We start from the raw sequence: 17,592 nt of genomic DNA, 5'->3' as shown, positions 1-17,592 counted from the left end.
TAAAGTGCTAATCTCAGATGACTGATAAATAAGCTGATTATGGCGCACTCTTTTGAAAATAAAGCGCAACACCATAAAAACCTTTTATTGACATTCTTGTTAAGCGTTTAACATCTTCCTATTTCATTCTGCAGGTGGATATTTAGCAGGTTTATATTTTCGTGGTTGACTATTTGTCCTGTTAGAAATGCGACCACGGTTAAAAATCAGAAAAAGCCTTGTTGCTATTTAGTTAAATGTAACTAACGGTGTCGGTAAACAACCCCTGTATATTTAACGTTGGCGAAACATCTCTTTTTTCACTTTTTTTGATAAATATTAATTTCTGTTTGGCTTAATAACCACCAGATGTCGCTCGCCATCCAGCGCCGGGACCTGCAAACGAACGATCTCTTCTACGCTAAATTCCGCTGGCAGCACCGAGATTTCATCATCCGGGCGCAATCCTTTGAGCGCGTAGAAACGGCCATTTTCCGCAGGAAGATGATGACACCAGCTCACCATATCCGTCAGCGAAGCGAACGCACGGCTAATGACTCCATCAAACGGGGGTTCGGCCGGGAATGCTTCCACACGACTTTGAACCGGCGTGATGTTCTCAAGACGCAGCTCATGTTGAACCTGACGCAGGAAGCGCACACGCTTACCTAAGCTATCGAGCAGAGTGAAATGAGCATCCGGGCGAATGATAGCAAGTGGAATACCCGGCAAGCCGGGGCCTGTGCCGACATCGATAAACCGAGTTCCTTCCAGATGCGGCTCAACGACGATGCTGTCGAGAATATGTCTAACCAGCATTTCGTCAGGATCGCGTACCGATGTCAGGTTATACGCTTTGTTCCATTTGTGGAGCAGCTCAACGTAACCCACTAGCTGTTGCTTCTGGTTTTCCGGAAGCGTAATGCCTGCGTTATCCAGCAGACGATTCAGTTTGTTTAGCACGGTTTTGTACCCATTAAAAAAAGGGGCCAGGATAACCTGGCCCTGTTTAACGCATTATCAGGCGCTGCGGCGCAGCAACCCTTGTTTTTTTAGCCAGACAAGCAAAATGGAAATCGCCGCAGGTGTTATCCCTGAAATACGCGAGGCTTGCCCGATAGACACAGGTTTATGATCGTTGAGTTTTGCAATTACTTCGTTAGAGAGCCCGCTAACCTGCCGGTAATCCAGCGTAGCCGGCAGTACGGTGTTCTCATTGCGCAGTTGCTTATCGATCTCATCCTGTTGACGAGCGATATAGCCTTCGTATTTAACCTGAATCTCTACCTGTTCCGCAGACTGCCGATCTTCAAGGCCTGGCGCAAATACCGAAAGTTGCATCATGTCAGCGTAGGTCATTTCAGGACGACGCAGCAGATCTTCGCCGTTCGCTTCCCGCGACAAAGGCGCGCTCAGTTTCGCATTAACTTCTTCGACCTGTGCCGAATGCGGATGCAGCCAGATATCTTTCAGGCGCTGGCGTTCAAGCTCAATATTTTCCAGCTTCTCGTTGAAGCGCGCCCAGCGTTCATCATCCACCAGACCCATTTCACGGCCGGCAGCGGTTAAACGCAGATCCGCGTTATCTTCACGCAGCATCAGACGATATTCAGCACGCGAGGTAAACATGCGGTACGGCTCTTTAGTACCGAGAGTGCAAAGATCGTCCACCAGCACGCCAAGGTATGCCTGATCGCGACGCGGCGCCCAGCCCTCTTTCTCGGCAGAGTAACGCCCTGCGTTCAGACCGGCCAGCAGGCCTTGTGCCGCGGCTTCTTCGTAACCGGTCGTGCCGTTGATTTGGCCAGCGAAGAACAGACCCTGAATATATTTACTTTCAAGCGTTGGTTTCAGATCGCGAGGATCGAAGAAGTCGTACTCAATGGCGTAGCCTGGACGAACGATCTTCGCGTTTTCCATGCCCTGCATGGAACGGACGATCTGCATTTGCACGTCAAACGGCAGGCTGGTGGAGATACCGTTTGGATAAATTTCGTTGCTGGTCAGCCCTTCAGGCTCAAGGAAAATCTGATGCTGATTGCGATCGGCAAAACGCATCACTTTATCTTCGATTGAAGGACAGTAACGAGGACCAATGCCTTCGATAACGCCTGCATACATTGGGCTGCGATCGAGGTTATTACGAATCACATCGTGCGTTTTTTCGTTGGTATAGGTGATATAGCACGGTACCTGCGCTGGGTGCTGGTTCACATTTCCCATGAACGAAAATACCGGCATCGGGGTATCACCGTTTTGTTGCGCAAGTACACTGAAATCGATAGTGCGTGCGTCGATACGCGGAGGCGTACCTGTTTTCAGGCGGTTCACACGTAGCGGTAGTTCACGCAGACGACGAGAAAGCGAAATGGATGGCGGATCGCCTGCACGGCCACCGCTGTAGTTATCCAGTCCGATATGAATTTTGCCATCGAGGAAAGTCCCGACCGTCAGCACCACGGCTTTCGCACGGAACTTCAGCCCCATCTGGGTCACGGCCCCGACTACACGATCGTTTTCCACAATCAGATCTTCAACGGCCTGTTGGAATATCATCAGGTTGGGCTGGTTTTCCAGCGCGGTACGAACGGCCTGGCGATATAACACACGGTCAGCCTGAGCACGGGTAGCCCGCACCGCAGGGCCTTTGCTGGCGTTTAGTATCCTAAACTGAATACCAGCCTGATCGATCGCTTTTGCCATCAATCCGCCCAGCGCGTCCACTTCCTTAACCAGATGTCCCTTGCCAATACCGCCGATCGCCGGGTTACAGGACATCTGTCCCAGCGTGTCGATATTGTGTGTCAGAAGAAGGGTCTGTTGACCCATTCGGGCTGCGGCCATAGCGGCCTCGGTGCCTGCATGACCCCCGCCAATGATGATGACGTCAAAAGGATCTGGATAAAACATGGTGACTGCCTCGTGGTTAAACGGGAGGGTGACTGATTCCCGGGATGGCGATTCTACTCAACTTTAGTCGATGGAGAAAGTACCGGGATCCTCACTAATTAAAAGAAGATCTTTTTTATTTAAAGATCTCTTTATTATGATCTGTTATTAGGATCGACCTGTGCTGTGGATAACCGATTTTAAGCTAAAGAGATCAAACGATTGGGATAGATCGTTTGCTGTGTACTTCCGGTGATCCCACGCCGTATAAGCTGGGATCAAAAGCGAGGGTTATGCACAACTCAAAAAGTGAACAGCAGTTGTTCTTTGGATAACTACCGCTTATTACGAGCTTTTAAGCATAGTTATACACAAAAAAAAGTCCGATCTTTACAAATCCTGGAGTAAATCCTTCCAGGATCCGACCCAGACTTCGGCTGGATCTTCAGGAATGTCATGATCGAGGATGTTCACTTTCAATAAAGCGCCCACTCGTTTTGCTCCGCAGTCGCAAAGCAAGGCATCGATTTTTTCAATGGCGCCACAAAAAGTGTCATATTCACGGCTGCCAATGCCCACTGCGCCATAACGAACATTGCTCAGATCCGGGTGCTCTTCCTTTATTGCATCGTAAAGGGGTTGCAGGTTATCCGGCAGATCTCCTGCGCCATGCGTAGAGGAGACAATAAGCCAGACCCCGCTGGTCGGCAGATCTTCAAGCAGCGGTCCGTGCAGCGTTTCGGTGGAAAAACCTGCTTCATCGAGCTTCTCAGCTAAATGTTCAGCCACATATTCGGCACTGCCAAGCGTACTGCCACTAATCAGAGTAATGTCTGCCATTGCGATCCCACCTTACTTTTCTCAGGGCAACTGAAGTCGTGGCGTATTGTACGCTGTGTAAGGCCTGCGATCTACCTGTGGATAATATGGGTATTACCTTTAAGCCTCAGGGCTTGATCGTCCGCATAATGGGGTTCTGCAGGGAGATCAGCGTTTCGGTGGACTGAATTTCATCGATTGTTTGGATCTTGTTGATAAGTACCTGTTGCAGGGCGTCTATGGAACGGCACATGACCTTAATAAAGATGCTGTAGTGACCGGTGGTGTAGTAGGCCTCGGTGACTTCTTCGAGGCTCTCCAGTTTTGCCAGCGCGGAAGGATAGTCTTTAGCGCTCTTTAAAATAATGCCGATGAAGCAACAAACGTCATAACCCAGTTGCTTAGGGTTTACGTCGATGCGTGCGCCGGTGATTATCCCGGCCTGCTTCATCTTCTCTACGCGGACATGAATGGTGCCGGGGCTTACGCCAAATTGTTTGGCCAGTTCCGCATATGCTGTACGCGCATTTGCCATTAACGCGTCAAGGATGCCGCGATCCAGATTGTCGATTTGATAATTATCCATCACTTTTTCCTATGATTAATCACGAATAGCTAATTTTTATAGCCTTAAATTAGTCGATTAAAAAGGGTAAGGGCTTTTTTATTATTGATTATTGAATGTGATGTGCTTTTTGTTGCTTAATCACCGGTACTGAAACAACACAACGAAAGAGAAGCGCCATGAAAACCGCCTATATCGCTAAACAACGCCAGATAAGCTTTGTGAAATCCCATTTCTCCCGCCAGCTTGAAGACAAATTGGGTCTGATTGAAGTTCAGGCACCGATTCTCAGCCGCGTAGGCGATGGTACACAAGACAATCTCTCTGGCTGTGAAAAAGCGGTGCAGGTAAAGGTGAAAACCTTACCTGAGGCACAGTTTGAAGTGGTGCATTCGCTGGCTAAATGGAAAAGAAAAACGCTCGGCCAGCATGACTTCAGCGCGGGTGAAGGGCTTTACACGCACATGAAAGCCCTGCGCCCCGATGAAGACCGCCTGACGCCAATCCACTCCGTCTATGTAGATCAGTGGGACTGGGAACGTGTGATGGGCGACGGCGAACGCCATTTAGGCACGCTGAAACAAACGGTAGAAAGCATCTGGGCTGCAATGAAAGCAACGGAAGCCGCAGTTGAAGAACAGTATGGCCTGGCGGCTTTTCTGCCGGAGCAAATCCATTTTGTCCACAGCGAAGAACTGCAGCAGCGTTTCCCTGGTCTGGATGCAAAAGGCCGTGAACGCGCTATCGCCAAAGAGCTGGGGGCAGTATTCCTGATTGGTATCGGCGGTAAACTGGCTGACGGTAAACGCCATGACGTTCGTGCCCCGGACTACGATGACTGGTCAACCCGCAGTGAAGGCGGTTTCTCTGGCCTGAACGGCGATATTCTGGTGTGGAACCCGGTGCTGGAAGACGTGTTTGAGCTTTCTTCTATGGGCATCCGTGTGGACGCTGAAACCCTGAAGCGCCAGCTTGCGGTGACCGGCGATGAAGATCGTTTGCAGCTCGAATGGCACCAGTCCTTACTGAAAGGTGAAATGCCGCAGACAATCGGCGGTGGAATTGGGCAGTCACGTCTGACCATGCTGCTTTTGCAACAGCCTCATATCGGCCAGGTTCAGTGCGGCGTATGGCCCGCTGAAGTTCAGGCTAAAGTCGACTCTCTGCTGTAAGCCCTAGCGCTGCCAGCGCCGCAGCAGGCGGCTACGCATCCCGGTATCAAAGCGCCAGATATGATCGAAAATGCGCATGATGCCGGGTTTGCCATGACCCGACATCGCCACCGCATGAAAACGATGCTGGTGCGCCAGTTGTAGCCCCTTCACCTTATTCACCACCTCATCCGGCAAGCGCTGGGCGATAAAATCTGAAATTACCACCGCGTCGGCATCAAACCATTCGCTGCCCTGCATCTTTTCGACGATCGCGCGAAAACAACTGGCCAGATCGGTACCGCCGCGAAAGCGCTGGCTGAGGAAACGAATGGCCTGCTCAATGCCGTCCTGGCCGCAAACTTCGTAGCGCACCACTTCGCTTGAGAACAGCATAATGAAGCAGCGGCGGTTATCCGCAAGCGCAATACGCATCAGCGCCAGGCAAAATGCCTTCGCGCACTGTTCATTAAAGCCTCCCATCGAGCCTGAAGTATCTACGCAGACAATAAACGGGCCGCGCGGCTGTTCGTCGAAATCCTGATGGACGACCGGGCGCTCAACAACTTTTTCCCGCCATGAATCGCCATGCAGGCGATAGGTCAGCAACTGTTTTTCCACCAGCCGCCGATAGAATTCGAACTCCAGTTCGGTGATGCCTAGCGTTGCCAGCTCTGGCGGCAATAAACGCAGGATATCGTCGCTGCGTTGCAGGCCGTCTACCTGTTCAGGCACCGTGGCGGGCTCGCGCACCATCATGCGCCAGGTTTCCATAGGGGAATCTTTTCTCGGCACGGCTTTCGCCTCTTTCGAGCGGCCAAGCTGTTCGGCAAGCTTCATCAATTCAGGCTGGCTGGCGAGAAACTCGCCGTACTGCACGATTAACTGATAATCGCCGCGCTTAAGCGCCCCGGCGCTCATATCCCACAGTCGCCCGGCCGCATTATCGTTTTCTGACAACACGGGTTCCAGTTGCCCGCTCAACGCCAGGCGAGCCTGAACCTCCGCCAGCAATTGATCGCGCTCCTCTTCGAGTAATTGCTGATTCAGCGAGGTGGCCTGAACCACCAGGCTCAGCCGCCAGCGCTGCAGAAACAGCGTTTGCTGCGCCGGGGTAAAATGGGGATGTTGCGCCACCAGCGCCTGTGCTTGCACACAAAAGGGAGAGTTGACACTCTTTAACAGGGCCAGTATTTCTGGCTGTTTGACGATAAGCTGACTGGTGCTGAGCAGTTGGCTTTCCTGATAGCACAGCACTTCGCTTGCCAGCTCCGGCGGCACCTTCGTGTCATGGATCCTGGCTTTAAGCAGCTCTCGCCAGCGCGGAATATCCTGCGTGACAGCATTTTTAAGCCGTGGGAATTTTTCAAAGAAGATGGCCAGTTGGGGAGCCGCCAGCAAAGTCAGTATTATCTCTTCTATCAATTCTCCTTCACTGATAGCCAGAATAACATCGAGCGTCTCAAGGCTCAGCATTATTGCCGGGCCTCTTTGATCTGCGCGGCGACATCCTGCAGGCTGGCTTCGATTTTGCCCAGCCAGTCATTATGGATAAACAGGCATTTTTGCTGATCGTTAAAACGCTCATGCTGCTGGTGGAGCATGGCTTCGAGATCGTCGAATTGCTGTTTGATCTCATCCGGTACGCCCTGTTGTTGTTTGCCCGGCATCACCAGCCGTGTTCCTTGCAGGCTGACATCACGGATAACCAGATGCTGTGTGGCATCCACTTCCAGATTCAGCGACTGGGCAAAACCAATGCCGTTGAGTTTCCCGCGAATTTCCCCGCCTTTTACCAGCCACTGCGCCAGCGTTTCACGGCCTATCGCAATGTGGATAACTTCGATGTCGTGCAATTTCAGCGGCTGCTGAAGCAGCAAAGTCAGGGTTTCACCCGTAAGATAATCGGGAAGCTGATATTGCGGACGACGACTGAACATGCCGCCTTGCTTGCTCACGGTAATGGCTTCCCGGTCGCTGTGTTGTTGCTGGAGCTGAATGCGGCGCTGCACGATAGCCCCCAGTTTGCTGAGCATCGCGTGCTGCTGCCAGGCCTGCCCGGTCATCAATATTTCTAACTGCTGCTGCATCAGATTCATCGCCGCGGTGTCATGCCACAGACAGTCTTTAAGCAGAATAAGATCGATAGGGGCGACGGCGGCGCGGCCACTGAAGAAGGCGCTCGCTTGCAATAAGCGAATGGCCTTTTTCCAGCGTCGGTCTGAAACGTACGGGGCGCCGGAAATCTCATCAAGCTGCTGGCGCAGGGAGAAAATCAGTTCAAAGACATTATCGGGAAGTTGAACGGTGCCAATCTCCTTCTGCCAGCTAAAATATTCTTCATCGCTTACCTGCAGGCTTTCCGCCACCGGGTTTTCGTTTTCATCATGCTGACTGACGAGCATGGAGCGGAAGCTGCTTTTCTCCTGCACTTTATCCAGCCACAGACGAATCAGCATTCGGTCGTATAAAGCTTCAAGGCTGCTGTCGGCCTCAGGAAGTTCGTTGGACGCGGCCACCAGCAGGCGCATCGGGATTTTCTCTTCACTGGCTCCGTTCCTGAAGCGGCGTTCATTTATGGCGGTAAGTAATGTATTCAGGATGGCAGGGCCCGCCTTCCAGATCTCATCCAGAAAGACGATTTCCGCTTCCGGCAAATACCCAGCGGTGAGGCGCTCGTAGCGCCCTTCGTCTTTCAACGCCTGAATAGACAGCGGCCCGAAGACTTCTTCCGGGGTGGAAAAGCGCGTCATCAGATATTCAAATGCTCGGGCATTTTTGAAGGCAAATTTAAGACGGCGAGCAATCAGGCTTTTTGCTATCCCCGGCGGCCCTAATAAAAAGACGCTTTCCCCGCTCAGCGCTGCCAGCAGACAAAGCCGAATGGCGTGTTGACGTTCAAAAAGTCCTTTTTCAAGCGATGAGCTGAGCCGTGAAATTCTTTCAGCCAATAAATGTGATTGAGCCATAATTAGCTTTGCATCCTTACGCGGTTATCGCTGTGCGGGAAGGCGAGTATATCGTTTCTGTATAAGCTCGTTAATGAATTGATGAACTGACCTTTTTTCTCTGACCTAAGCTAAGCCAATTGCATTTAGGGATACGATTTCCTTGATTATCGTGCATACTGTGCGCCTTTTTGTGGGCCAAGGGATTAAGCACACGCTTTCAGGATTCCAACAAAAGATTAGTCTATGAGCGCTGATAATAAACAATCATTGCCCGCGGTTACGCTCGCGGCAATTGGGGTGGTGTACGGTGATATCGGCACCAGCCCGCTTTACACCCTACGTGAATGTCTGTCCGGTCAGTTTGGTTTTGGCGTAGAACGTGAAGCCGTTTTCGGCTTTTTATCTTTAATTTTCTGGCTGTTAATCTTAGTCGTCTCCGTTAAATATCTCACTTTTGTCATGAAGGCGGATAACGCCGGTGAAGGCGGTATTTTAACGCTGATGTCTCTGGCAGGGCGCAACACTTCAGCAAAAATGACCTCGGTGCTGGTGATCATGGGGTTGATCGGCGGCAGCTTCTTTTATGGCGAGGTGGTGATAACCCCGGCGATATCGGTTATGTCGGCCATTGAGGGACTTGAGATTGCCGCCCCGCAGCTAGACGCCTATATCGTTCCGCTCTCGATAATTGTCCTGACGCTGTTGTTCATGATCCAGAAGCACGGCACGGGCATGGTGGGCAAACTTTTTGCTCCTGTGATGTTGCTCTGGTTCCTGGTTCTGGCCGTGCTGGGCGCACGCAGTATTATCGCTAATCCGGAAGTGCTGCAGGCGCTTAACCCGGCATGGGCGGTGCATTTCTTCCTGGAATATAAATCGGTCTCATTCTTTGCGCTCGGTGCTGTCGTGCTTTCGATTACCGGCGTGGAGGCGCTGTATGCGGATATGGGTCACTTTGGTAAGTTCCCGATTCGTATTGCATGGTTTACCGTGGTGCTGCCGTCGCTGGTGCTGAACTACTTCGGCCAGGGCGCGCTGCTGCTGAAAACGCCGGAAGCAATTAAAAACCCGTTCTTCCTGCTGGCTCCCGACTGGGCGCTGATTCCTTTGATGATTCTGGCTACGCTCGCCACGGTTATCGCCTCCCAGGCGGTCATTTCCGGCGTCTTTTCTTTGACTCGCCAGGCCGTGCGTCTGGGCTATTTGTCGCCAATGCGCATCATCCACACCTCAGAGATGGAATCCGGCCAGATTTACGTTCCGGCTATTAACTGGATCCTTTATATCTCCGTGGTGATTGTGATTGTCAGCTTCGAGCATTCCAGCAATCTGGCTGCGGCCTATGGGATTGCCGTAACCGGCACCATGGTGCTGACCTCCATCCTTTTGTGCACCGTGGCGCGTAAAAACTGGCACTGGAACAAGATTGCCGTTCTGCTGATGGGCGTAGGCTTCCTGTGCATTGATGTTCCGCTGTTCTCGGCAAACGTCGTCAAAATTTTCTCCGGCGGCTGGCTCCCGCTCTGCCTGGCTCTGGTGATGTTTATCATCATGACTACCTGGAAGAGCGAGCGTTTCCGCCTGCTCAGGCGCATGCATGAACACGGTAATTCTCTGGAAGCAATGATTGCCTCGCTGGAGAAATCGCCGCCGGTACGCGTACCGGGTACGGCGGTATATATGTCCCGTGCGCTGAACGTTATTCCTTTCGCGATGCTTCATAACCTGAAGCACAACAAGGTACTGCATGAGCGAGTTGTGCTGCTGACGCTGCGAACAGAAGATGCGCCCTATGTTCATAATGTGAAGCGCGTTTCTATCGAGCAACTCTCGCCAACCTTCTGGCGCGTAGTGGCAAGCTACGGCTGGCGTGAAACGCCAAACGTGGAAGAGGTATTCCATCGCTGCGGGCTGGAAGGGCTGAGCTGTCGAATGATGGAGACATCGTTCTTTATGTCCCATGAATCGCTGATCATCGGCAAACGCCCGTGGTATCTGCGCCTGCGCGGCAAGCTATTCCTCGCGCTTCAGCGTAACGCCCTGCGAGCGCCGGATCAGTTTGAAATCCCGCCTAACAGGGTTATCGAATTGGGCACCCAGGTCGAGATTTAACGCCAACGCCTCTTCATTAGAAGGGGCGTAATGGTGAAAAAGCCAGAAAAGTGGGGTTTTCTGGCTTTTTTGCTTAACACCCTAAAAATCAGCAAATCGCTTTTGCCAAAAATATATCTTCCTTTTTGAATCCTGATTCCATTTTAGCGCTGAACGCGCTCTCATTTTGTTGTGTTGAACGTTCTTGGCGAAACGTTTCGATAGCGATCACATTTTCATAACCTGGTGGTTGTTTTGTCACCGCTATCTTTTCTACACTCTCATCAGCGAAACGTTTCGCTAGTGGAGCAAGAAAATGAAGAAAGGCACCGTTCTCAACGCTGATATCTCGTCCGTTATTTCCCGTCTTGGTCACACCGACTCGCTGGTGATTGCCGATGCCGGATTGCCAATTCCGCGTACCACGCAGCGAATTGATTTGGCTCTGACTCACGGCGTTCCTGGTTTTATGCAGGTCGTCGATGTCGTAACGCAAGAGATGCAGGTTGAAACAGCGATCCTTGCTCAGGAAATTAAACAACATAATCCGCAGCTCCACGAAACGTTGCTCACGCATATCGAGCAACTGCAACAACACCAGGGAAACACCATTTTAGTTCGCTATATCAGTCATGAGCAGTTCAAAAAGCACACCGCTGATGCACATGCGGTTATTCGCAGCGGGGAGTGTTCCCCGTATGCGAATATCATTCTCTGCGCTGGCGTAACTTTCTGAGGCCGGCATGGAACCCTTACTGCAATTAAAAGGGATCGATAAATCGTTCCCTGGCGTAAAAGCCCTTTCTGGCGCTGCGCTGAACGTTTATCCGGGGCGCGTTATGGCGCTGGTGGGTGAAAACGGCGCGGGCAAATCCACCATGATGAAAGTATTAACCGGCATTTATCAACGCGATGCCGGTTCGTTGTTATGGCTGGGTCAGGAAACCACCTTCAGCGGCCCGAAATCTTCTCAGGAAGCGGGCATCGGCATTATTCACCAGGAACTTAACCTGATCCCGCAGCTCAGCATTGCGGAGAACATCTTCCTCGGGCGCGAATTTGTGAACCGCTTCGGCAAGATCGAATGGAAGAAGATGTATGCCGAGGCGGATAAACTGCTGGCGAAGCTTAACCTGCGTTTTAAGAGCCAAAAGCTGGTGGGCGATCTGTCGATCGGCGATCAGCAAATGGTTGAGATAGCCAAGGTGCTGAGCTTTGAATCGAAAGTCATCATCATGGATGAGCCTACCGATGCGCTGACCGATACCGAAACCGAATCTCTGTTTCGCGTTATCCGCGAGCTAAAAGCCCAGGGACGCGGCATTGTTTATATCTCCCACCGCATGAAAGAGATTTTCGAAGTTTGCGATGACGTGACGGTCTTTCGCGACGGGCAGTTTATTGCCGAGCGCGAAGTGGCAACGCTCACCGAAGACTCGCTGATTGAAATGATGGTAGGGCGCAAGCTCGAAGACCAGTATCCGCGTCTGAATAAAGAGCCGGGTGAAGTTCGTCTGCGCGTTGATAACCTCTCCGGACCTGGCGTGCATGACGTCAGCTTCACTTTGCGCAAAGGTGAAATTCTTGGCGTTGCCGGGCTGATGGGCGCAGGTCGTACCGAATTAATGAAGGTGCTTTACGGTGCGCTGCCGCGTAGCGGCGGTTATGTCGCGCTGGATGGCCGTGAGGTTGTGACGCGTTCACCGCAGGATGGCCTGGCAAACGGCATCGTTTACATTTCGGAAGACCGTAAGCGCGACGGGTTGGTGCTTGGCATGTCAGTCAAAGAGAACATGTCGCTGACCGCGTTGCGCTATTTCAGCCATAACATCGGCAGCCTGAAGCATAAAGATGAGCAGCAGGCGGTGCAGGACTTTGTTCGCCTGTTCAACGTTAAGACTCCTTCAATAGAACAGCCAATCGGCCTGCTTTCCGGCGGCAATCAGCAAAAGGTCGCGATCGCGCGCGGGCTGATGACGCGTCCGAAAGTGCTGATTCTCGATGAACCAACCCGCGGCGTTGACGTTGGGGCTAAAAAAGAAATTTATCAGTTAATTAACCAGTTTAAAGCCGATGGGTTAAGCATCATCCTCGTTTCGTCAGAAATGCCGGAAGTGTTGGGTATGAGCGATCGCATCATGGTGATGCATGAAGGGCATCTGGGCGGGGTATTCACCCGCGAAGAAGCAACCCAGGAAGCGTTGATGGCGGCGGCCGTCGGAAAGCTAAATCGCGTGAATCAGGAGTCTGTATAAATGAGCACCCAGTCTGTTTCTTCCCGTCGCTGGTTCACAAAAGCGTGGCTGTTGGATCAAAAATCGCTGATTGCCCTGCTGGTGCTGATTGCGATTGTTTCGAGCCTGAGCCCGAACTTCTTCACCGTAAATAACCTGTTTAACATCCTGCAGCAAACCTCTGTAAACGCCATTATGGCGGTGGGAATGACGCTGGTGATTCTTACTTCCGGGATCGACCTGTCCGTCGGTTCTTTACTGGCGCTAACCGGAGCGGTGGCCGCCTCGATTGTTGGCTTAGAAGTGAATGCGCTGGTAGCGGTTGCCGCGGCGCTGGCGTTGGGCGCTGCAATCGGGGCCGTGACTGGCGTTATTGTTGCGAAGGGACGCGTACAGGCGTTTATCGCAACGCTGGTGATGATGCTGTTGCTGCGCGGCGTGACCATGGTTTACACCAACGGAAGCCCGGTAAATACCGGCTTTTCGGATAATGCCGACGTCTTTGGCTGGTTTGGTATCGGTCGCCCGTTGGGTATTCCTACGCCGGTGTGGATTATGGGGATTGTCTTCCTGGCCGCCTGGTACATGCTGCATCACACTCGCCTGGGCCGTTATATTTATGCGCTTGGCGGTAACGAAGCGGCGACGCGCCTTTCCGGCATTAGCGTTAATAAAGTAAAAATTATCGTTTATTCACTCTGCGGCCTGCTGGCTTCGCTGGCGGGGATCATTGAGGTGGCGCGTCTTTCTTCCGCGCAGCCAACGGCGGGCACCGGCTACGAGCTGGACGCTATCGCCGCCGTTGTGCTGGGCGGTACAAGCCTTGCGGGCGGGAAAGGGCGTATTGTCGGGACGCTAATCGGTGCGCTTATCTTAGGCTTTTTGAACAACGGGCTGAATTTATTAGGTGTTTCTTCTTATTACCAGATGATCGTCAAAGCAGTGGTTATTTTACTGGCGGTGCTGGTGGACAACAAAAAGCAGTAACAATCAAAACCCTACAGGACATCTGACTATGAATATGAAAAAGCTGGCTACTCTGGTTTCCGCTGTCGCACTGAGCGCCACCGTTAGCGCAAACGCCATGGCAAAAGACACCATCGCACTGGTTGTTTCCACGCTTAATAACCCGTTCTTCGTTTCCTTAAAAGACGGCGCGCAGAAAGAAGCAGACAAACTGGGTTACAACCTGGTAGTGCTGGATTCCCAGAATAACCCGGCTAAAGAGCTGGCGAACGTGCAGGACCTGACCGTTCGTGGCACCAAACTGATGCTGATTAACCCAACGGATTCGGATGCCGTAGGCAACGCGGTAAAAATGGCGAACCAGGCTAAAATCCCTGTGATTACCCTCGACCGTATGGCGAACCAGGGTACCGTAGTCAGCCACATCGCTTCTGACAACGTAGCCGGCGGTAAAATGGCGGGCGACTTTATTGCGAAAAAACTGGGCGACGGTGCGAAAGTTATCGAACTGCAAGGTATCGCTGGGGCCTCTGCGGCCCGCGAACGCGGTGAAGGCTTCAAACAGGCTACCGCCGAGCATAAATTTACCGTTCTGGCGAGCCAGCCGGCAGACTTCGACCGCACCAAGGGTCTGAACGTTATGCAAAACCTGCTCACCGCGCATCCGGATGTGCAGGCCGTATTTGCTCAGAACGATGAAATGGCGCTGGGCGCGTTGCGTGCGTTGCAAACCGCAGGCAAATCTGACGTGCTGGTTGTTGGCTTTGACGGCACCGACGACGGCGTAAAAGCGGTTGAAGGCGGTAAACTTGGCGCAACGGTGGCGCAGATGGCCGATCAGATTGGCGTTATCGGCGTTGAAACGGCTGATAAGGTCCTGAAAGGCGAGAAAGTCGAATCGAAAATCCCGGTTGATTTGAAACTGGTCACCAAATAAGACGACAAACGGAAAAGCAGGTCTCGCGCCGCCTTATAAGTTTAGGGCGGCGCACTTAACTGGACAGAAAAAATGAAAACGAAAGGCAGTCTCGTCGTCCTCGGCAGTATCAACGCTGACCATATCCTCAACCTCGAACATTTTCCAACGCCGGGTGAAACGGTTACCGGGCAGGAGTATCAGGTGGCGTTCGGCGGGAAGGGCGCCAATCAGGCCGTGGCTGCCGGACGCAGCGGCGCCGATATTGCCTTTATTGCCTGTGTGGGTGGCGATGACACCGGCAGCCGCGTTTGTAAGCAACTGGTGTGCGATAAAATAGATACTTCTCCCATCAGCACTATTAAAGAAGCGGCTACCGGTGTTGCGCTGATCTTTGTTAACGGCGCCGGGGAAAACGTTATTGGTATTCATGCTGGCGCGAACGGTGCTTTAACGCCTGAGCTGGTAGCAAAACAGCAGCAAAAAATCGCTGACGCCAGCGCACTTCTGATGCAGCTTGAGTCACCGCTGGAAAGCGTACTGGCTGCGGCAAAAATCGCCCATCAACATCAAACCAAAGTTGTGTTAAATCCTGCGCCAGCTTGTGAACTGTCAGACGAATTGCTGGAGCTGGTGGATATGATCACCCCAAACGAAACCGAAGCCGAAAAGCTCACCGGTATTCGTGTCGAAAATGATGAAGACGCCGCCTGCGCCGCTCAGGTCTTGCATAATAAAGGTATTGAAACCGTCATTATTACGCTTGGCAGTCGCGGCGTCTGGCTGAGCGAGCAGGGTAAGGGCCAAAGAATTGCAGGCTTTAAAGTTAAAGCCGTGGATACTATTGCCGCCGGGGACACTTTTAACGGCGCGCTGGTTACGGCATTACTGGAAGATAAACCGATAAATGAGGCGATCCGCTTTGCCCATGCCGCTGCCGCCATCGCCGTAACACGTAAAGGTGCGCAACCTTCCGTGCCGTGGCGCCATGAAATCGACGAGTTCTTGCAGCAGCAGGGGTAATCATGGCTACCATGAAAGACGTCGCTCGCCTTGCGGGCGTCTCCACCTCGACGGTTTCACACGTCATTAATAACGACAGATTCGTGAGCGAGGCCATTCGCGAAAAGGTCGATGCCGCTATCAAAACGCTGAACTATGCGCCTTCCGCTCTGGCGCGTAGCCTCAAACTTAAGCAGACCCACACCATCGGCATGCTGATAACCGCCAGCAGCAACCCGTTTTATTCTGAGCTGGTGCGCGGCGTGGAGCGAAGCTGTTTTGAGCGTGGCTACAGCCTGGTGCTGTGCAATACCGAAGGCGATGAACAGCGCATGAACCGCAATCTGGAGACGCTGATGCAAAAGCGTGTCGACGGGCTGCTGCTGCTGTGCACCGAAACCCATTTGCCTTCGGCTGAGATCATGAATCGCTATCCTTCTATTCCTACGGTCATGATGGACTGGGCGCCTTTCGAGGGCGAAAGCGATGTGATTCAGGATAACTCCCTGCTGGGAGGCGAAATGGCTACGCAACATCTTATCGATAACGGTTATACCCGCATTGCCTGTATAGCCGGACCGCAGGATAAAACGCCTGCACGTTTGCGCCTGGAAGGCTACCGCAAGGCGATGAACAGCGCAGGGCTTGTCATTCAGCCGGGTTATGAAATTATCGGCGACTTCGAGTTTCAGGGCGGGTTCACCGCTATGAACTCGCTTCTGGCCCTGGAGCAACCGCCTCATGCGGTATTCACCGGTAACGATGCGATGGCGGTGGGCGCTTATCATGCGCTGTATCAGGCTGGTTTGAGCGTGCCGAAGGATATGGCCGTGGTGGGTTATGATGATATTGAGCTTGCGCGCTACATGACGCCGCCGCTCACAACCATCCATCAGCCAAAAGATGAACTGGGCGAGCTGGCCGTTGATGTGCTGATTCACCGTATGGCACAGCCCGCTCTGGCGCAACAACGACTGTTACTGACGCCGGAGCTGGTGGAACGCGGCTCCGTCTGAAGCATCACCTTAATTAGCCGTGTTGGCCGTGAACGAAGGGATCCTGTAATAGCGCCTGTCCCGCAGCTAAGGCGGCTTGGCTGTCCCCTTGGGTAATGGCATCAACGATTGCCTGGTGCAAATCGAGTTTGATGACTTCGTTATCGGTTATGGCGGTGAAGTAATTGTAATAAATAGAACGGAATAAATTAGCAAAAGAACAGAGGAAAGGATTACCGCTCATTGCATAGATGTGCTCGTGATAAGCCATATCAACTTCTATCCAGCGTTCACGGTCAAAAGTGGTTTTCAGTTTCACCATCTCTGTCATCATCTCTTTGAGATACGCTTTCTGTTCGCTATTACCATTTATAGCAGCGAGCGAGCAGGCCTGAGGTTCCAGGCTATTACGCATTACAAGAAAGTATTCCACGACCTCATTGAAGTTTTCTTCGGTCATCCACCAGGTAAGCAACTCCTTATCAAGGAAGTTCCAGTGGCTGCGTGGCATAACTCGGGTCCCGATGCGTGGACGAGGCAAAACCATTCCTTTCGCTGTTAATGTCTTTACTGCTTCTCTCACGGCGGTACGACTTACGCCGAATATCTCACCCAGCTCGATTTCGCCTGGCAGAATACTGCCCGCTTCGTACTCCCCTTTGAGGATGCGCTGGGCCAGCTTCTCTGCAAGAACATAAGAAAGGTTCTTTTGCGCCGCGAGTTGTTGTGCTGATAAAGACATAATTGCAATTCCTTTAGCTATATTTCTCTTTCTAGTATGCCATCTGGTATCTCTTTCTGATGCTTAAAACAGCAAATATCCCCCATCGCGGGCCTTTTATAGCCACATTGCCGAAAAAAAAGACGCTTGGTAATTAATTTGCAATAAACGCTTGTCAGCTTCCGGAAAATCCCTATACTGCGCCTCCACTGACACGGCACAACGGCTTACAAACCGGCCCGTCAGGCGGACGAAAGCGAAAATAAACGCTTGACTCTGCAGGAGGAAAGCGTAATATACGCCACCTCGCAAC

At 52.1% G+C, this 17,592-nt stretch carries 16 protein-coding genes; 8 read left to right on the top strand and 8 right to left on the bottom strand.

The annotated features are described in order from the left end of the window. Positions 1–318: 318 nt before the first annotated feature. The 4 genes from rsmG to asnC all read right to left on the bottom strand — a co-directional run bounded on the left by rsmG (position 319) and on the right by asnC (position 4,273). A complete protein-coding gene (gene rsmG / locus MUA00_RS02010) occupies positions 319–942 on the bottom strand; it encodes a 16S rRNA (guanine(527)-N(7))-methyltransferase RsmG (protein ID WP_271121509.1) in 624 nt (207 codons plus the stop codon). A gap of 57 nt (positions 943–999) precedes the next feature. Further along, positions 1,000–2,889, bottom strand: a complete 1,890-nt coding sequence (mnmG, locus tag MUA00_RS02005) for a tRNA uridine-5-carboxymethylaminomethyl(34) synthesis enzyme MnmG (protein ID WP_271121510.1) — start codon at positions 2,887–2,889, stop codon at positions 1,000–1,002. Between the two features lie 369 nt (positions 2,890–3,258). Continuing rightward, positions 3,259–3,708 carry an FMN-binding protein MioC gene (gene mioC, locus MUA00_RS02000; protein WP_271121511.1) on the bottom strand — a complete coding sequence of 150 codons (450 nt, stop codon included), beginning with the start codon at positions 3,706–3,708 and terminating at the stop codon, positions 3,259–3,261. 106 nt (positions 3,709–3,814) lie between these two features. Next, the gene (gene asnC, locus MUA00_RS01995) at positions 3,815–4,273 is read right to left on the bottom strand and encodes a transcriptional regulator AsnC (RefSeq protein ID WP_271121512.1); all 459 of its coding nucleotides are present in this window, start codon (positions 4,271–4,273) and stop codon (positions 3,815–3,817) included. Positions 4,274–4,431: 158 nt separating this feature from the next. Here asnC and asnA point away from each other — a divergent pair, with 158 nt between their 5' ends. Next, positions 4,432–5,424 carry an aspartate--ammonia ligase gene (gene asnA / locus MUA00_RS01990; RefSeq protein WP_271121513.1) on the top strand — a complete coding sequence of 331 codons (993 nt, stop codon included), beginning with the start codon at positions 4,432–4,434 and terminating at the stop codon, positions 5,422–5,424. 3 nt (positions 5,425–5,427) lie between these two features. Here asnA and viaA read toward each other — a convergent pair whose 3' ends face one another. Together viaA and ravA are read right to left on the bottom strand one after the other, a co-directional pair. Beyond that, positions 5,428–6,879 (bottom strand): ATPase RavA stimulator ViaA, encoded by a 1,452-nt coding sequence (gene viaA, locus MUA00_RS01985; protein WP_271121514.1) that lies wholly within the window; start codon positions 6,877–6,879, stop codon positions 5,428–5,430. After that, on the bottom strand, positions 6,879–8,372 hold the full coding sequence (gene ravA, locus MUA00_RS01980) for an ATPase RavA (RefSeq protein ID WP_271121515.1): 1,494 nt from the start codon (positions 8,370–8,372) through the stop codon (positions 6,879–6,881). The genes viaA and ravA overlap by 1 nt, the downstream gene beginning before the upstream one ends. 225 nt (positions 8,373–8,597) lie before the next feature. On the opposite strand from ravA, the gene kup reads away from it, so the two are divergent. The 7 genes from kup to rbsR all read left to right on the top strand — a co-directional run bounded on the left by kup (position 8,598) and on the right by rbsR (position 16,579). Continuing rightward, positions 8,598–10,466, top strand: coding sequence for a low affinity potassium transporter Kup (kup, locus tag MUA00_RS01975; RefSeq protein ID WP_271121516.1), 1,869 nt, complete (start codon positions 8,598–8,600; stop codon positions 10,464–10,466). A 295-nt stretch (positions 10,467–10,761) separates the two neighbouring features. After that, the gene (rbsD, locus tag MUA00_RS01970) at positions 10,762–11,181 is read left to right on the top strand and encodes a D-ribose pyranase (RefSeq protein ID WP_271121517.1); all 420 of its coding nucleotides are present in this window, start codon (positions 10,762–10,764) and stop codon (positions 11,179–11,181) included. Between the two features lie 7 nt (positions 11,182–11,188). Then, the gene (gene rbsA, locus MUA00_RS01965; protein ID WP_271121518.1) at positions 11,189–12,700 is read left to right on the top strand and encodes a ribose ABC transporter ATP-binding protein RbsA; all 1,512 of its coding nucleotides are present in this window, start codon (positions 11,189–11,191) and stop codon (positions 12,698–12,700) included. After that, on the top strand, positions 12,701–13,666 hold the full coding sequence (gene rbsC, locus MUA00_RS01960) for a ribose ABC transporter permease (RefSeq protein ID WP_271121519.1): 966 nt from the start codon (positions 12,701–12,703) through the stop codon (positions 13,664–13,666). Between the two features lie 28 nt (positions 13,667–13,694). After that, entirely contained in the window at positions 13,695–14,582 is an 888-nt protein-coding gene (gene rbsB, locus MUA00_RS01955) for a ribose ABC transporter substrate-binding protein RbsB (RefSeq protein ID WP_271121520.1), read from the top strand. Between the two features lie 72 nt (positions 14,583–14,654). After that, a complete protein-coding gene (gene rbsK / locus MUA00_RS01950; RefSeq protein ID WP_271121521.1) occupies positions 14,655–15,584 on the top strand; it encodes a ribokinase in 930 nt (309 codons plus the stop codon). 2 nt (positions 15,585–15,586) lie between these two features. Beyond that, entirely contained in the window at positions 15,587–16,579 is a 993-nt protein-coding gene (rbsR, locus tag MUA00_RS01945) for a ribose operon transcriptional repressor RbsR (protein WP_271121522.1), read from the top strand. Positions 16,580–16,592: 13 nt separating this feature from the next. Here the strand turns inward: rbsR and MUA00_RS01940 are convergent, their stop codons facing one another. Then, the gene (locus MUA00_RS01940) at positions 16,593–17,300 is read right to left on the bottom strand and encodes a FadR/GntR family transcriptional regulator (protein ID WP_271121523.1); all 708 of its coding nucleotides are present in this window, start codon (positions 17,298–17,300) and stop codon (positions 16,593–16,595) included. Positions 17,301–17,396: 96 nt separating this feature from the next. Then, positions 17,397–17,592 (bottom strand): hypothetical protein (locus MUA00_RS01935; protein WP_271121524.1); only part of this gene is annotated, 196 nt, incomplete at its 5' end.

This window comes from Dryocola boscaweniae (assembly GCF_025215095.1).
Classification (GTDB): domain Bacteria; phylum Pseudomonadota; class Gammaproteobacteria; order Enterobacterales; family Enterobacteriaceae; genus Dryocola; species Dryocola boscaweniae.
This window is presented reverse-complemented; position numbering and strand designations above follow the sequence as displayed.

Excerpts from the sequence above, each read along its gene's own strand:
- asnA (WP_271121513.1), top strand. The coding sequence starts at position 4,432 with ATGAAAACCGCCTATATCGCTAAACAACGCCAGATAAGCTTTGTGAAA.
- viaA (WP_271121514.1), bottom strand. The coding sequence starts at position 6,879 with ATGCTGAGCCTTGAGACGCTCGATGTTATTCTGGCTATCAGTGAAGGA.
- rbsC (WP_271121519.1), top strand. The coding sequence starts at position 12,701 with ATGAGCACCCAGTCTGTTTCTTCCCGTCGCTGGTTCACAAAAGCGTGG.
- ravA (WP_271121515.1), bottom strand. The coding sequence starts at position 8,372 with ATGGCTCAATCACATTTATTGGCTGAAAGAATTTCACGGCTCAGCTCA.
- rbsA (WP_271121518.1), top strand. The coding sequence starts at position 11,189 with ATGGAACCCTTACTGCAATTAAAAGGGATCGATAAATCGTTCCCTGGC.
- asnC (WP_271121512.1), bottom strand. The coding sequence starts at position 4,273 with ATGGATAATTATCAAATCGACAATCTGGATCGCGGCATCCTTGACGCG.
- MUA00_RS01940 (WP_271121523.1), bottom strand. The coding sequence starts at position 17,300 with ATGTCTTTATCAGCACAACAACTCGCGGCGCAAAAGAACCTTTCTTAT.
- kup (WP_271121516.1), top strand. The coding sequence starts at position 8,598 with ATGAGCGCTGATAATAAACAATCATTGCCCGCGGTTACGCTCGCGGCA.
- rbsB (WP_271121520.1), top strand. The coding sequence starts at position 13,695 with ATGAATATGAAAAAGCTGGCTACTCTGGTTTCCGCTGTCGCACTGAGC.
- rbsD (WP_271121517.1), top strand. The coding sequence starts at position 10,762 with ATGAAGAAAGGCACCGTTCTCAACGCTGATATCTCGTCCGTTATTTCC.
- mnmG (WP_271121510.1), bottom strand. The coding sequence starts at position 2,889 with ATGTTTTATCCAGATCCTTTTGACGTCATCATCATTGGCGGGGGTCAT.
- rbsK (WP_271121521.1), top strand. The coding sequence starts at position 14,655 with ATGAAAACGAAAGGCAGTCTCGTCGTCCTCGGCAGTATCAACGCTGAC.
- rbsR (WP_271121522.1), top strand. The coding sequence starts at position 15,587 with ATGGCTACCATGAAAGACGTCGCTCGCCTTGCGGGCGTCTCCACCTCG.
- mioC (WP_271121511.1), bottom strand. The coding sequence starts at position 3,708 with ATGGCAGACATTACTCTGATTAGTGGCAGTACGCTTGGCAGTGCCGAA.